Source organism: uncultured Anaerococcus sp. (assembly GCF_963510915.1).
In the GTDB taxonomy this organism is placed as follows: domain Bacteria; phylum Bacillota; class Clostridia; order Tissierellales; family Peptoniphilaceae; genus Anaerococcus.
In genome coordinates this window covers 1-14389 of record NZ_CAUPHG010000007.1, presented here as the reverse complement: position 1 = coordinate 14389, position 14389 = coordinate 1, and the positions used below count along the sequence as shown (strand labels likewise).

The following is a 14389-nucleotide window of genomic DNA, read 5'->3' as shown; positions in this document are numbered from 1 at the left end:
TTGCAAACATTTTCACTTAAATGAAAAACCCTTCCTAAGAAGAGTTTAAACTGCCATATATTTTTTTACTTTTCTGTAAATTAGTCCCATAGCTGCAATACCTTTCATAATTGATGTTCCACTCATTGCTATCCAAACTCCATAAACACCAACAAAAGGCATCAGCACTATGGCTATTGGAATCCTTAATAGATTGTTAATCACTCCCAAGATAGCTGGAGTCTTAGTATCGCTCATCCCATTAAAACATCCTGCAAGACCAATTTCAATCGACATAAAGGCCTGGGAAAGACCGAGGATAAAAAGATAATTTGATCCAAGTTTAATAGCTTCTTTACTTTCTGGTGTAAAAAGTTCAAAAAGTTTATGCCTAAAGATAATTAAAACCAAGGTCGCAATAATACCGATAATAGCAACGAGTCTGAAAGCTTCTTTGATAGAGCCCTTAACTCTTTGCTTGTTTTCTGCCCCATAATTTTGGGCAACAAGGGCTTGAATACCAACTTGGATTCCCTCAGTTGTATTCCAAGAAATTGATTCAAGTTGACTTCCTATAGCACAAACAGCCACAGGTGTTGGACCAAATGATGACATAAACCTATTCAAAACCATAGAAATTGACGCATGAAAGCCTGACAAAAGTGCCGCAGGTAGACCAAGCCTAAAAATTTCAAGCTGCCAATTTTCCCTATAGTCTATATAAGAAATGGCTGATTTTATAATCCCGTCCTTAGAAATAACTACCAAAAAGTAAATCAAAACAACTACAAATTGACTTATAATAGTAGCAAGAGCAGCTCCCTTTGCCCCCATGTGTGGAAAAGGACCTAGACCAAAAATCAAAACTGGATCTAAGACCATATTTATAGCAAGACCTACAGCGTTAATCACAAAAGGCGTAAAGGAATCACCAAGAGATGTGAAAGACTGGGTAAACATAGGCCCTACAAAAAAGAAAATCATACCAAGACTTACCACAAAAAAATAATCCTTAGCAGCCATTTCCGCCTCAAGACCCAAGTCATAAAATTCTATAAAAACATTTTTAACAATCAAACAAAAAGTAGTAAAAAACAAACCAATAACAATTGCTTGGATAAAACCATTGTTAATAATCATCACTGTTTCTTTTTCATTTTGCGATCCAAAGGCCTGGGACGAATAAACTCCCATACCAACTTTAGGTATAAGGACAAGGGAATTACCTATCCAAAAGATAAAACCAGCTATGCCAACACCAGCCATAGCCTTGGTACCCAGCCTTGCAATCCAAATTGTATCAACAAATCCATAGGCGATTTGGATAAAGGCTGTAAGCGCCAAAGGAAAAGACAATTTCAAAAGCGTATGTCTGATATTCCCATGTAATAAATCTATTTTCCTATTCATAAAGACTCCTATATAAGTTATAACCTTATTATTTTACTAATATTTTACGAATTGTCATTTAATTTATCAAAAGTATATTGATAACATGAAAAACTATGAAAATCTAAAAGCCGGCAAACTTTTCAAAACAGATTCCTATCTAGTTGAAAAACTCACAGCCTGCTGGGAAAAATTATTAAAATTAAATACGGAAACGAACAGAGAAGAAAGAAATAAAATCTGCCAAGAACTATTCGCAAGCTTTGGCAAATCAACGGTCCTTTCCCCTTTCAGGTGTGATTATGGGGACAACATCTATATAGGAGATAAGTCCTTCATAAACTTTAACGTCTCCATGGTAGACCTAGGAAAAATTAAAATAGGAAACAGGGTCCTAATAGGCCCCGGCACAGGACTATTCACAGCCATCCACCCCATAGACCCAGAAATAAGAGCAACTGGCATAGAAAAAGGAGCCGATATAAACCTAGAAGATGACGTATGGATAGGCGGAAATGTCACCATCCTCCCAGGAGTCACAATCGGCAAAGGCTCCATAATAGGCGCAGGAAGTGTAGTAACCAAAGACATCCCAGAAATGACCATAGCCCTAGGCAACCCCGCCAAAGTAATAAGAAAAATCACAGAAAAAGACAAAATTTATTGGCAAGAGGAATACGATAAGTATCTTGAGGATTGAGTAAAAAAACAAAAATTATATAATATTTTAGCTGACCCTTCGAGGTCAGTTTTTTAATCTAATGTAAAGAAAGCCCATGCGATATTTTGTTAATTAGGCAGCCAATAATTAATAATTCGAAAATGTGCAAGTAATTGTGAAAAAATTTATGAATATTTCTTTGGATTTTTGGTTATAATTTAATAAAGGAGATGATTGTTATGTATCGTGAAAACGCTATCTTTGATGTAGACCTCAAAAGTCAGAACGAATGTTTTGATTTCTTGGTTGACCAAGCTTTTAAGACTGGTCTAATTTCTGATAAGGAGTCCATTAAAGATGAATTAGTTAAAAGAGAAGAGATCATGAGCACAGCCTTGCTCCCACCTTTTGCTATTCCCCATGCAAAAAGTAGCAATGTCTTGGAGACTTCCTTAATTTTTTTAAGACTTAAAAATGAGATTGATTGGGATGGCTCTATGGTTAAGGTTGTTATTGCTCTATTTAGCAAAGACGGAGATGTTCACATTTCTCTACTTGCTAATCTCAGCAGAAAACTTGTAGATGCAGAATTTAGAGATTTTTGCCTAAACGCATCTGAAGATGAAGTATTTGGGAAAATACAAGAATTAGGAGAATAATATGAAAAAATTTGTTGGCTTATGTGCTTGCACTATGGGTTTAGCTCATACATTTATGGCTGCGGAAGCGATACAAAAAGCAGCCGAAAAAAAAGGTTATGAATGCAAAATAGAAACCCAAGGATCTGATGGCATCCAAAATGAACTTACTGCTGAAGACTTAGCAGAAGCTGATATTATTTTATTATCAACAGCTATCACTCCTCAAAATATGGAGAGGTTTGAAGGTTATGAGGTTTATGAAGTAAGTTTGGCTGAAGCAATCAAAAATCCTGATGGTATTATCCAGGAAATAGAAGACGACTTGAATAGCTAGGAGGATTATTATGGCAATTACAAAAAGAAAAATCGGATCAGATAATAGCAGTCCAAAAAATATTAATAGCAACATGAAAACCTCAAATTCAAAATTTACCGAGGTACAAAAACACTTAATGACTGGTATTTCCTATATGATTCCTGTTCTAATCATGGGAGGACTTTTAGGTGCTATATCACAACTTATTCCTTATGTATTTTTAAAAATAGATCCATCAGTTTCAATAGTTGATGCTATGAATTCGGGTGATTTTACTGGAACTTCTCTTACAATGCTTAACTTAGCTGATGTATTGTCAAAATTTGGATTCACCCTATTTGGTTTTGCAATTCCAATTTTCGCTGCATTCACCACCAACTCAATTGGAGGTAAAACTGCATTAATATGTGGTTTTATGGGTGGTATAGTTGCGAACAAACCAATAGAACGACTAGTTTTAACCGAGGGAGTTTTTGAAGGAGCTACCCCTGCACCTTCTGGATTTTTAGGTGGTTTATTAATAGCTTTCATTATAGGTTACTTTATAAAGTTATTAAATGAAAAAATAAAAGTAAGTCACAATTGGATGGCTTTCAAAACAACATTCCTTATCCCATTAATTGGTATACTTACAACAATGATACTAATGCTATACGTTATAACTCCATTTGGTGCATTCTTAAATGGTCAAGTTAAAAACTTACTTGAATCTGCAGGAAAAAGTGGACAAATAGTTTACTCAATACTTCTATCTATATTTACAGCCTTTGACTTAGGTGGCGCTGTAAATAAAGCGGCAGGATTTGTTGCAACTGGATTTACAGTTGATAAAGTAATGCCTATTACAGCTAGAGTTATAGCAATCGTTACTCCTTCTATTGGTCTTGGCTTATCAACAATACTTGATAAATATATAGTAGGTAGAAGAGTTTATGATAGACAATTTAAAGAAGCTGGTAAAACTTCAATTTTCTTAGCATTCATGGGAATAAGTGAAGGTGCTATTCCATTTGCTCTTGAAAACCCAGCATTTACAGTTCCTCTTTACGTAATCGGTTCAGTAATTGGATCTCTATTTGCAGTTGTTACTGGAGCTGTTCAATGGTTCCCAGAATCAGCAATCTGGGCATGGCCTTTAGTATCAGGTATCCTACAATATGTCGGTGGTATATTAATCGGTTCCCTATTTATAGCCGTTATAAATATACTATATAGAAACAACCAAATTAAAAAGGGTAAATTACCTGAGGTAAACTATGAATAAAGTAAATGTTATAGCTCATACCCATTGGGATAGAGAATGGTATTTTACATCTCAAAGGTCTGAGATTTATTCAACATTTGTTTTTGATGAAATTCTTGATTTTCTTGATGAAAATCAAGAATTTCATTCTTTTTTACTGGATGGACAAACATCTATAATAGATGATTACCTAAAATTCCGTCCCGAAAAAGAAGAATTAGTAAAAAAACTTGTTAAAGAAAAAAGACTAATTACAGGCCCTTGGTACACTCAAACTGATACCCTTGTAATTTCAGGAGAAAGTATATTAAGAAACCTTCTTTATGGCATAAAAGATTCTAGTAAATATGGTGGATATCAAAAAATCGGATACCTTCCTGATAGCTTTGGTATGAGTGCCCAATTACCAATGCTATTCAACCAGTTTAATTTAAAATATGCGGTTTTCAGGAGGGGAATTGCAGATCATCTTCTTGAAGACAGAGAGTTTATCTGGAAATCTAATAGTGGTGATAAAATAAAATCTTTTAACATCTATCACTATGGCGTAATGGCATATCCTCCAAACGATGCTAATGAAGAATATTTTGATGAATTAATTTCTAAACTTAAAAAATTTGGTAATAAGGAACCATATATCTTATTTAATGGTGAGGATCAAAAACCTGTGAGAAAAAATCTTCAAAAATTAAATGAAGCTTCAGGTATGGATATAAAAATTGCTTCATTAGAGGATTCTCTTGACGAATTATTTGATGCTAACAAAGACAATTTGAAAGAATATTCTGGTGAATTTACCTTTGGACAATTTTCTCGAACTCACAAGTCTATTTTCTCAACAAGAGCAGATCTCAAAAATAAAAACAACCTCCTAGAAAGACTTATTTCTCACAAGCTAGAGCCACTTATGAGTTTAGCTTATAATTTAGGATTAAGGTATGAATCAGAAATAATCGAGAAAATTTGGAGACTTATGCTTGATAATTCTGCCCACGATTCAATAGGAATGTGCAATTCAGACCTTACAAATAAATTTATAGAAAATCGCTACGATATCGCTTATGACTATGCTTCTAACCTCATTGATTTAATCTGTAGGAGAATTGGTGATAGGATACAGCCAAAAGATTTCTCATTCCAAGCATATAACCTTTCTCCAAATAAGAGGGATGACTTCATTAAGTTTGAAATCCTTGTGCCTTTTGAAAATTTTGAAATTAAAAGAGATGGCAAGAATATAGACTACCTAATCTTATCTAGGGAAGATTTTACAGATGACCTTAAAAAATCTCAAAAAGAAATAGGTGTCAACAATGAAGAATCTTCAAATCTCAATGATTATGATAGATTAAATAAGTTTGAAGTTCTAATTTTCGATTCATTTCTTCCAATGGGTTATCAAACTTATGATATAATTGAATCTAAAGAGTTAAAGGAATGTGAAATAAAGAAAACTTCCTGCGATTATATAGAAAATGAATTCTATAAAATAGTATTAGAGGATAACGGCCATATCAAGGTTGTTGGAGATAGTAATATATCAGAAATTTATCTAGAAAATAGCGGTGACGAAGGAGATTCTTACGATTATTCAAGTCCAAGTAAAGATTTGTATATAAACGAAGGTACTGTAGATAATGTTAGGGTTGAAAAGAACATTTTCTTTGAAAAATTATCTTTTAATCTCAAAAGAGTCCTACCATCTAATCTCAAAGATAGGGAAAAAGGCATTTTGAATGCTAATTTAGTTTCTAAAATAGATATTACCTTATACAAAGGAAAGAAATTTATTGAAGTAAGCCAAGAAACTACAAACCAAATCCATGAGCACAGGGATAGGTTAGTAGTTGCAAGCAAGATTTCTTCTGACCATTCTTTATCTGATAATCAATTTTCTACAATAATAAGAGAAGTTGATTATAACAAATACTCTAATTGGAAAGATGAACAGTGGGATGAAAAGCCAAGAGGAATCGAGCCAATGATTTCTTTTGCTGGTTTAGATTCTGATAAGACTGTGCAAGTTGTAAGTGATGGTGTTAGGGAGTACGAAATCCTAGATAATTCAAAAATAGCTCTTACAACTTTTAGATCAATACCATATCTAGGAAAAGAAAATCTTAATGATAGACCTGGTCGTGCATCTGGTGTATATAAAAAAGAATTAGGTCACGAAATGATTGGCAAAACTATCAGAACCACTTTTTATATTAGAGATTGTGATAAAAACTATTATGATATGCACAAGTTTGCCCATGACGCACTAAACAAACCTTTTGCATATCAAGCCGGAGAAATCCTAGATAATACTAATAATTTTGTAATTCCTAAGGCCCACAAAAAATTAGATAATGATTATTCCTTATTAGAAGTCGAAGGTAATGTAATTTTCTCAACACTCAAAAAGGAAGAATATGGCGACAAACTATTGTTGAGATTGTACAATCCTAATATAGACAAGGAAGAAGAATATAAAATCAAAGGTAAAACTTACAACAATTTCTTGGCAGACGAGCTGACAGAACTAGAAAAAACCAATGTAATTAAAGCAAGCGACTTAGCAAATCTCAAACTTAACTAGGAGTTAATAATGAATCACAACGATGAAATCTTATTAGATTTTTTAAAAAAACAAAAATCATATATAAGCATAGATGAAATCTGTGATTCAATAAACTTGTCAAGAAGAACAATTTATAATTGCTTAGATAGGATAGAGGAACATTTTAGAAATAAGTCAATTTCATATAAAGTTCACAAAAAGTATGGAGAAGGTATAAAGCTTGAAATGTTCACTAATAGTGAATATGACCAGACTCTAAACCTAATAATTATCGACCTACTAAATGATAATTTAAAAACTATATCGTCTATCATGTCCTCTTACTACCTATCTTATTACTCTGCAAACAAGTATTTGCTCGAAATAAAAAATATTTTTGCTTCCTATAAGATAGATTTGGATATCAGAGAAAAAATAGGAATTGTTATAGAAGATAAATTCTCAAATAAGTATGACTTGCTTAGAGATGTACTTATTAAGTCCCCTAATGATGAAACATTTGACAAACTATTTCAAAAGATACTGGCCAAAATTGATATAGATAAGATAAATTCAATAATTTATGTTTTTTCTATAAAATATAATATCGATAAGAAAATTCACAGATTATTAAAGGCGCATATCTATTATATAATAAATAAAAACTTGGATAATTCGGAAAAGCTTAGGGATTCACACTATCAGCATTATGCAACAAGCATGTTCAACCTTATGAAGCTTCATTACATAGTGTTAAACAAAAATCAGATAGCTAACTACTTAATAGGAGTATTTAAGAAAATAGATTTAAGTTCTTATTTTATTTATGACGAAAATATAATTATAAATGCTAATAATTTTATAAACCTTCTCAAAGACCATCTCTCCTACGCTAATAATAACTATTTATTCGATTCGAAAGAAAAAGAGGAATTAATCCGCAAACACCTTCTTCTAATGTTTTCGAGGATAAAAAAGGGAGAAAAAATAGATAACCCAGTTTACGATGATATCATAAAAAAACAAGCGTTTTATTTCAATGAAATTATGAATGTAGCTGAGGATTTCTACGATTTATATAATATCAACATCCCACTCTATGAAATTGCTTATATTGTTATATACATACTAAGTTTTGAGAAAGACAGTGTCCAAAAACAAAAAGCAGTTATTGTTTCAGATTTCAGAAGCGGACTTAACCAATATTTAAAAACAGTCTTAGAAGCAAATCTTAACTGGATTGATTTTGAAAAAATTTTAACCTATAGAGAGTTTATAAACCAAAACTTTAACGACTATCTAGTATTTTCAACTATTGATCTAGGAGCAGTAGATTATTTTAAAATACCAATCAGCAATGATAATAGCTTTGATGTAAGAGATTTGAAAAAAGATGTATATATAGAGAATAAGTTCATAAATATCTTAAATAAGGATACCTCTAGTTTTAATTTAGATATTGATAACAAATATGATGTTCTAAAATATATTTCAGATGTACTTTTAGAAAAAGGCCTGGTTGATGAAAATTATTTTGAATCTCTTTTAAAAAGAGAAGAACTTGAGTCAACCGAGATTGGCAAGAAATTTGCTTTAGTCCACGGCAATCAAAAATATATAAAGAACAGTTCCCTATCGTTCATTAAACTTAAAAATCCAATCAAGTGGAAGGTAGACACAGTCCAATATATTTTTGTAATAGCTGCTAGAGCTGATGATTATAGCAAATATTCTATGAAAGAATTTTTCAAAATAATAAATCTAGTATTAAATAATGGAGACTTAGAAGCAATTGATAATTATGAAGATTTGCTAAACTTATTTTTTAAATATATATTGTAGCCATCTCCTTATCTCTTGAAGTTTTAAAAATAATACTTAATACAGCCTTGAGCTCTCCAACGCATTTGTGGTACACTAAATTATAGAGTTTTAGGGGGCACTATGGTAAAAAAACATCCAGACCTATATCCTGATTTAGGTCTTAGGGATATTATTGAAATTTTAAATAACAAGGATAAGAGCCGTTTGGCGTGTGCTACTTATTCTACTGATGGTGTTGAAGTTGTTTCTGACCTTTCTTATAAAGATGACGGTGATTTTTACCATGATTTTGATATTTATTATGGAAAATCTTCCGGAAATCTCCTTCCTACTGTGGTTAATGTTCATGGCGGTGGGCTTGTTTATGGGTCTAAGGAGCTTAGCAAACAGACTTGTATTTACCTGGCTAAGTTTGGTTTTAATGTGGTTAATATCAATTATAGGCTCCTGCCAGATGTAAGTCTAAGGGATCAAATCAAGGATGTCCTTGACGCTAGCACTTATATTTACGATAATGCTCATATGTTGAATATAAATCCCGATAAGATTTTTTTCACTTCTGATTCGGCTGGTTCTTTTTTAACTCTAGCTGCTTACGCTATCATGAAAGATAAAAATTTCAAGGAAATTTTTGATATTCCTTCAAAAAAGATTGACTTTGCTGGCTTGGGATTTATTTCTCCAATGACTGGTCTTGTAAAGAGTGGTTCGCTTGCTTTAATTAACGAAGCTGCAAGAAAAGACCTGTCCAATGAGCAAATATTTTTTACCCCTAATATCCTAAGGGCATTAAAAAAATCATCCCTCCCACCAACTATAATTATAAGTAGCGAGGAGGATTTTATAAGGAGCCAAACTCTTACTTTAAAGAATTTCCTAGATGAGAGAAATACCAAAAATAAATTGCTAGATTTCAAAAAAATAAGCGCCTACCCACTTGGTCACAGTTTTGCAATTTCCCATCCCGACCTAAGAGAAAGCAAGCAAGTTATTAAGGAAATTAGCGATTTTTTCAAAAGAATATAAAACTTATATTTTTATATAATAGCTTTTCTAGATCTTGGTTTATCAATGCTTTTTGTTAATTTATTTATGATATGTCTTATGCTTATGGTTTTATTAGATTATATTATTATCTTTTAAATAATAATATACACCGTCTTCATCTACACTTTTACAAATGTCATAAGATATATTTTTTAATTTTTCTGAAGCATTTTCCATAGCTATTCCCCTTACCTGCTCGAACATCTCTATATCATTGTCTCCATCACCAAAGGCTAAGGCTTCATTTTTATCAAAACCATAATAGTCTAGAATTTTTTCTACTGACTGGCCTTTTCCTCCATTTGAGGGAATCACATCTACCGCCCTATCCCACCAAGCAGTTATTTTTAGTGACTTTGTATCTTGCAGAGCCCTTGAGTATTCTTCCTTCCTTATTGGCATGACCATCTGATATACATCTTTATTTAGGGCGAATTTTTCTATATCATCAATTATGGTTGGTGAAGTAGAGCCGAAAGAGAAATATTGGGCTAGGTCATCATTTAAGAAATTTGCCACATATTGGCCCTTGCTAGCAAGACCCAGGGGTTTATTCATAGCACTTGCATTTTTTATAAAGGTCATGATGTCATCTCTATTTAGGGGATTAGAAAAAATATCTTCATTGTCATTATAGCAAAGCGACCCATTAAAAGTTAGATGGCAATCAAATTCAACCTGGTCAATTTTTGGTATTTGTATGGGTGACCTACCAGTGGCTATACATATTTTTATACCACGTTCTTTTAGGGCTTTAAGAGCTCTAATAGTTTTATCCCTTATCCCGCTTTCTTCTAGTGGAATCAAAGTCCCATCTATATCAAAAAAAATTATTTTTATATTTTTCATCCTATCACCTCTTATCTTAAATTATATCATATATAATTATTAGGAGAAAAAAAGGGTAGGATTAAGGACCTTAAGGATTCTATCAAGAAAGATTTTTATATAGATGGCCTTGACAAGGACCAGAAAAAACACTATGAGGCCTATGAAAAACATTTCAAAAAATTACTAGAAGCAACAGATTTCCCATATGCACCTTGGGATATAATCGACTCAAACGATAAGAAAGCTGCCTCTAAAGAAGCCTTGGGCATCGCCACCGACAGGCTAAGCCAGGGCCTTGAAAGGGTCATCAGACAGAGAAAGGAAAATGAAAACACCGAAAGGACCTATATTAAAGGAAAATCAATCCTCAAAAGCCTAGACCTTTCAAAGGAAATTTCCGAAGAAGACTACCAAAAAAAGAAAGATAAGCTTCAAAAAGGAGTGGCAGATTTGATGTATAAGTATTATGAAAAGGGAATCAGCCAGGTCTTAGTCTTTGAAGGAGTGGACGCTGCCGGCAAAGACGGTGCCATCGAGAGATTGATCAAGGAAGTTGACCCAAGGCTCTATACAGTCTACGGCATTTCCGCCCCATCAAAGGAGGAATTAGACAAAAACTATCTCTGGAGATTTTACACCAAACTTCCAAAAGACGGCTACGTCAGCATCTTCTCCCGCTCTTGGTACGGCAGGGTCATGGTTGAAAGAGTCGAAGACTTCGCAAAAGTCAACGAATGGGACAGGGCCTACGGAGAAATTTCCAACATGGAAAAGGAAATCTATGACCACGGAAGCCTTGTAATAAAATTTTTCGTAACAATTGATGAGGACGAACAGCTAAAACGCTTCAAAGATAGACAAAGAAACCCAGACAAACAATACAAAATCACCGACGAAGACTGGCGCAACCGCAAAAAATGGGACGCCTACACCGAAGCCATGGACGAAATGCTAGAAAGAACAAACCTAGCCTACGCCCCATGGGTAATAGTAGGCTCAAACCAAAAGAAATACGCAAGAATCAAGGTAATGGAAGAATATATCAGACTTGCTAAAGACCATTTGAAAAAATTGGAAAAATAGATTATTAAAAATAGAACCAGGGAAAACCCTGGTTCTATTTTTAATTTTCCTCTTCAGGAAGTTTATCTATATATTTTTTCTTCAACCTTATTGATGATGGGCAGACTGCTATGCCGCCTTCTCCTGTTTCACGAAGTCTTTCTGGTAGGCTGTCGCCTACTCTTTTCATGGCTTCTACAGCTTCATCAAAACTTACAAACATTTCTACGCCTGCCATTGCCATGTCTGCACTTGCTAGGGCGTTCATGATACCGTTGGCGTTTCTTAGGTTACATGGAAATTCTACCATGCCTCCAATCGGGTCACAGATTAGACCCATAATGTTCAGAAGAGCTGCTGTTGCGGCGTTTTCTTGAATTTCTATATCATAACCTCGTAGATAACATACGGCAGCGGCTGCCATGGCTGCGGCCGATCCTGTTTCTGCTTGGCATCCTCCTTCTGCTCCTGCAAAGGTTGCGTTATCAAAGATTACCTGACCGATTTGAGTTGCTATTAAAAGAGCTTCACATAGGCTTCTATCATCACAACCATATTTATGTTTCATGGTCATTAAGGTAGCTGGGATAATTCCTGCAGAACCAGCTGTTGGTGCCGCTACTATCCTGCCCATAGCTGCATTTACTTCTGATGTTGAAAATGCCATTGCCATAGCTGTTGATGCAACTTCTCCTAATACTGCTTCGCCTTTTAAGTAATAATCATGCATTTTTTTTGCATTGCCACCTGTCATTCCTGTTACACTTCTAACATCTTTTGTAAGGGCTCTTTCAGATGAGGCTTTCATTACATCTAAGGTTTTTTGAAGTCTTGCAAATATGTCTTCTTCGCTTTTACCTGTGTTTTCTATTTCGTCTTTTATGGCAAGTTGCCAAAGGTTAAGATTTTCTTTTTGACATCTTTCCTTTAATAATTTCATTGTAGTAAGCATTTTAAATCCTATCCTATATATTTCAAGAAGGTAAAGTCTTTGCCTTCCCTGATTTTTTCAAGGATTCCTTCTTTTAAAGGTTCGTCTAGCTCGCAGACTAGCATTACGTTGTCACCGTCTTTTATTGTTTTCATCATGTGAATGTTATAGCCATATTCAAAAAGCACACCTGATACATTGGCAATTACTCCCTTTTGCTCGCCATAGGCCATAAAGAGAGTTGGTTTGTTGGCGTAGTATTCGATGGCATTTCCATTTATTTTGGTTATTACGATTGCTCCTCCACCTATAGATGAGCCTTGAACTTCAAGTGGTGTCCTGTCAGCATATTTAAAAACAATTCTTACTGTATTTGGGTGGACATCTCCAAGATCTGTTTCAAAAAACTCGTATTTGATTCCTTGTTCATCCGCATAGTCAAAGGAATTTATTATCCTATCATCATCTGGTTCAAATCCTAAAACTCCTCCCACTAGGGCTCTGTTAGTACCGTGACCCTTATAGGTTTTTGCGAAAGAACCATGGAGATAAAAATCTACTTCATTAAAATTCCTATCAACCATTTTTCTTGCTATGCTTCCAATTCGACAGGCCCCAGCTGTATGCGAACTTGATGGCCCAACCATAATCGGCCCCATTATGTCAAAAATTGAAGAATTTACTGCCATTATAACTCCTTTTTAAAATATAAAGGGGACTGCTAACCCTATTAATTAGTAATTAATATTTCGTTAACATCCCCTAATTTGCAAAATTTTACATTTATTATTTAACTGGATCCGCTTGCCAGTCCTTGTCACCTAATATATTCTTATGGTAGAATTTGTCAACTGCTACTGCTAGGGCTGTATCACCTGATATGTTTGCAGCTGTTCCAAATGAGTCTTGGGTTAGGTATAGGGAAATGGCAAGAGATGCCATAGCTGATTCTGGGCTAATTCCTACAATTGGTAGGAATGGAAGAGCTGACATTATTGCTCCACCTGGTGCACCTGGTGCAGCTACCATTGCTATACCTAATATAGCAATAAGTTGAACCATTAGACCATAAGAGTGGTCCATATTATACATTGTAAGGATTGTAAATACACAACCTGTGATTGTAATCATAGAACCTGGCATATGAACTGTGGCTCCTAGTGGGATTACGAAGTCTCTGATTGGTTGAGATACACCGTTTGCCTCAGCACATTGTAAGTTTACAGGAATTGTAGCTGCTGAAGATTGGGTACCAACTGCTGTGAAGTAACCTCTTAGCTCGTTTTTAAGCATTGCAAATGGATTTTTGCCCGTATAAGAACCTGCTACTATAAACATAAGTGTAATGTAGATTAGGTGTAGGGCTATAATGCAGATAAATATCTTCCAGAAGATTGAAAGCACTGCAAATACAGAGCCTGTGAAGGCCATCTTTGCGAAGTTACCCATGATAAAGATTGGAAGAACTGGAACTATTGCTACTGCTAATACTTGGGTGATGATTTTGTTAAATTCATCAACTGCGCCGTATAGGTATTGGCCAGAACCTTGTTTTCTTAACCATGAAATACAAATACCTAACATAAAGGCGAAGATAATACCACTTGTAACCGTAAAGAATGGTGCAATCTCAACACTAAAGTATGGTTTAAGGTCGATTTTGTCTGCTGCTTGGATAGCTGCTACTTGGCTATCACTAATAAAGCTTGGGAAGATTGTTCTTGACATAAAGTATGATGCAGAACCTGCAACAAGTGTTGAACAATAAGCGATGGCTACTGTAATACCAAGTAATTTGCCAGCACCTTCGCCTAAGTCTGCTATACCCTTAGTAACGAATGCTAAAATCATAAGTGGGATTATGAATCCTAGGAAGTTACCAAAGATAGATGAAAATGTCACAAAAATTCTTACTATTGATTC

Annotated in this window: 13 protein-coding genes and 1 pseudogene; 9 read left to right on the top strand and 5 right to left on the bottom strand. The window is 34.3% G+C overall.

Annotation, left to right across the window (positions count from 1 at the left end; all coding sequences use genetic code 11):
* Positions 1–45: 45 nt before the first annotated feature.
* Complete coding sequence (locus tag RQ893_RS01375; RefSeq protein ID WP_311481268.1) at positions 46–1389, bottom strand: MATE family efflux transporter; 1344 nt, start codon at positions 1387–1389, stop codon at positions 46–48.
* Between the two features lie 85 nt (positions 1390–1474).
* Between RQ893_RS01375 and RQ893_RS01370 the strand changes: the two genes are divergently transcribed.
* The 7 genes from RQ893_RS01370 to RQ893_RS01340 all read left to right on the top strand — a co-directional run bounded on the left by RQ893_RS01370 (position 1475) and on the right by RQ893_RS01340 (position 9621).
* Positions 1475–2068: a sugar O-acetyltransferase gene (locus RQ893_RS01370; protein ID WP_311481267.1), complete on the top strand. Its 594-nt coding sequence runs from the start codon at positions 1475–1477 to the stop codon at positions 2066–2068.
* 200 nt (positions 2069–2268) lie between these two features.
* On the top strand, positions 2269–2688 hold the full coding sequence (locus RQ893_RS01365; protein ID WP_311481266.1) for a PTS sugar transporter subunit IIA: 420 nt from the start codon (positions 2269–2271) through the stop codon (positions 2686–2688).
* A gap of 1 nt (position 2689) precedes the next feature.
* Complete coding sequence (locus tag RQ893_RS01360) at positions 2690–3004, top strand: PTS fructose transporter subunit IIB (protein WP_223418641.1); 315 nt, start codon at positions 2690–2692, stop codon at positions 3002–3004.
* Positions 3005–3014: 10 nt separating this feature from the next.
* A complete protein-coding gene (locus RQ893_RS01355) occupies positions 3015–4250 on the top strand; it encodes a PTS fructose transporter subunit IIC (protein ID WP_311481265.1) in 1236 nt (411 codons plus the stop codon).
* Positions 4243–6810 (top strand): glycoside hydrolase family 38 C-terminal domain-containing protein, encoded by a 2568-nt coding sequence (locus tag RQ893_RS01350; RefSeq protein WP_311481264.1) that lies wholly within the window; start codon positions 4243–4245, stop codon positions 6808–6810. The genes RQ893_RS01355 and RQ893_RS01350 overlap by 8 nt, the downstream gene beginning before the upstream one ends.
* Before the next feature lie 9 nt (positions 6811–6819).
* Complete coding sequence (locus tag RQ893_RS01345) at positions 6820–8613, top strand: PTS sugar transporter subunit IIA (protein WP_311481263.1); 1794 nt, start codon at positions 6820–6822, stop codon at positions 8611–8613.
* A gap of 102 nt (positions 8614–8715) precedes the next feature.
* Complete coding sequence (locus tag RQ893_RS01340) at positions 8716–9621, top strand: alpha/beta hydrolase (protein ID WP_311481262.1); 906 nt, start codon at positions 8716–8718, stop codon at positions 9619–9621.
* 93 nt (positions 9622–9714) lie between these two features.
* Here the strand turns inward: RQ893_RS01340 and RQ893_RS01335 are convergent, their stop codons facing one another.
* The gene (locus RQ893_RS01335) at positions 9715–10491 is read right to left on the bottom strand and encodes a Cof-type HAD-IIB family hydrolase (protein ID WP_311481261.1); all 777 of its coding nucleotides are present in this window, start codon (positions 10489–10491) and stop codon (positions 9715–9717) included.
* A 60-nt stretch (positions 10492–10551) separates the two neighbouring features.
* On the opposite strand from RQ893_RS01335, the pseudogene RQ893_RS01330 reads away from it, so the two are divergent.
* Both RQ893_RS01330 and RQ893_RS01325 read left to right on the top strand, forming a co-directional pair.
* Positions 10552–10677, top strand: a pseudogene (locus tag RQ893_RS01330) (hypothetical protein); the annotation flags it as partial.
* A 57-nt stretch (positions 10678–10734) separates the two neighbouring features.
* Positions 10735–11556, top strand: coding sequence for a polyphosphate kinase (locus RQ893_RS01325; protein ID WP_399523297.1), 822 nt, complete (start codon positions 10735–10737; stop codon positions 11554–11556).
* Between the two features lie 40 nt (positions 11557–11596).
* Here RQ893_RS01325 and sdaAA read toward each other — a convergent pair whose 3' ends face one another.
* The 3 genes from sdaAA to RQ893_RS01310 form a co-directional block, all read right to left on the bottom strand.
* Positions 11597–12487 (bottom strand): L-serine ammonia-lyase, iron-sulfur-dependent, subunit alpha, encoded by an 891-nt coding sequence (gene sdaAA / locus RQ893_RS01320; RefSeq protein ID WP_311481260.1) that lies wholly within the window; start codon positions 12485–12487, stop codon positions 11597–11599.
* An 8-nt stretch (positions 12488–12495) separates the two neighbouring features.
* Positions 12496–13155 carry an L-serine ammonia-lyase, iron-sulfur-dependent subunit beta gene (gene sdaAB / locus RQ893_RS01315; RefSeq protein ID WP_311481259.1) on the bottom strand — a complete coding sequence of 220 codons (660 nt, stop codon included), beginning with the start codon at positions 13153–13155 and terminating at the stop codon, positions 12496–12498.
* 97 nt (positions 13156–13252) lie between these two features.
* On the bottom strand, positions 13253–14389 hold a 1137-nt coding region (locus RQ893_RS01310; protein WP_311481258.1), incomplete at its 5' end, for a dicarboxylate/amino acid:cation symporter.

What these genes read in the sequence shown, in the direction of transcription:
- RQ893_RS01375 (WP_311481268.1), bottom strand. Translation starts at nt 1,389, where the DNA reads ATGAATAGGAAAATAGATTTATTACATGGGAATATCAGACATACGCTT.
- RQ893_RS01370 (WP_311481267.1), top strand. Translation starts at nt 1,475, where the DNA reads ATGAAAAACTATGAAAATCTAAAAGCCGGCAAACTTTTCAAAACAGAT.
- RQ893_RS01365 (WP_311481266.1), top strand. Translation starts at nt 2,269, where the DNA reads ATGTATCGTGAAAACGCTATCTTTGATGTAGACCTCAAAAGTCAGAAC.
- RQ893_RS01360 (WP_223418641.1), top strand. Translation starts at nt 2,690, where the DNA reads ATGAAAAAATTTGTTGGCTTATGTGCTTGCACTATGGGTTTAGCTCAT.
- RQ893_RS01355 (WP_311481265.1), top strand. Translation starts at nt 3,015, where the DNA reads ATGGCAATTACAAAAAGAAAAATCGGATCAGATAATAGCAGTCCAAAA.
- RQ893_RS01350 (WP_311481264.1), top strand. Translation starts at nt 4,243, where the DNA reads ATGAATAAAGTAAATGTTATAGCTCATACCCATTGGGATAGAGAATGG.
- RQ893_RS01345 (WP_311481263.1), top strand. Translation starts at nt 6,820, where the DNA reads ATGAATCACAACGATGAAATCTTATTAGATTTTTTAAAAAAACAAAAA.
- RQ893_RS01340 (WP_311481262.1), top strand. Translation starts at nt 8,716, where the DNA reads ATGGTAAAAAAACATCCAGACCTATATCCTGATTTAGGTCTTAGGGAT.
- RQ893_RS01335 (WP_311481261.1), bottom strand. Translation starts at nt 10,491, where the DNA reads ATGAAAAATATAAAAATAATTTTTTTTGATATAGATGGGACTTTGATT.
- sdaAA (WP_311481260.1), bottom strand. Translation starts at nt 12,487, where the DNA reads ATGCTTACTACAATGAAATTATTAAAGGAAAGATGTCAAAAAGAAAAT.
- sdaAB (WP_311481259.1), bottom strand. Translation starts at nt 13,155, where the DNA reads ATGGCAGTAAATTCTTCAATTTTTGACATAATGGGGCCGATTATGGTT.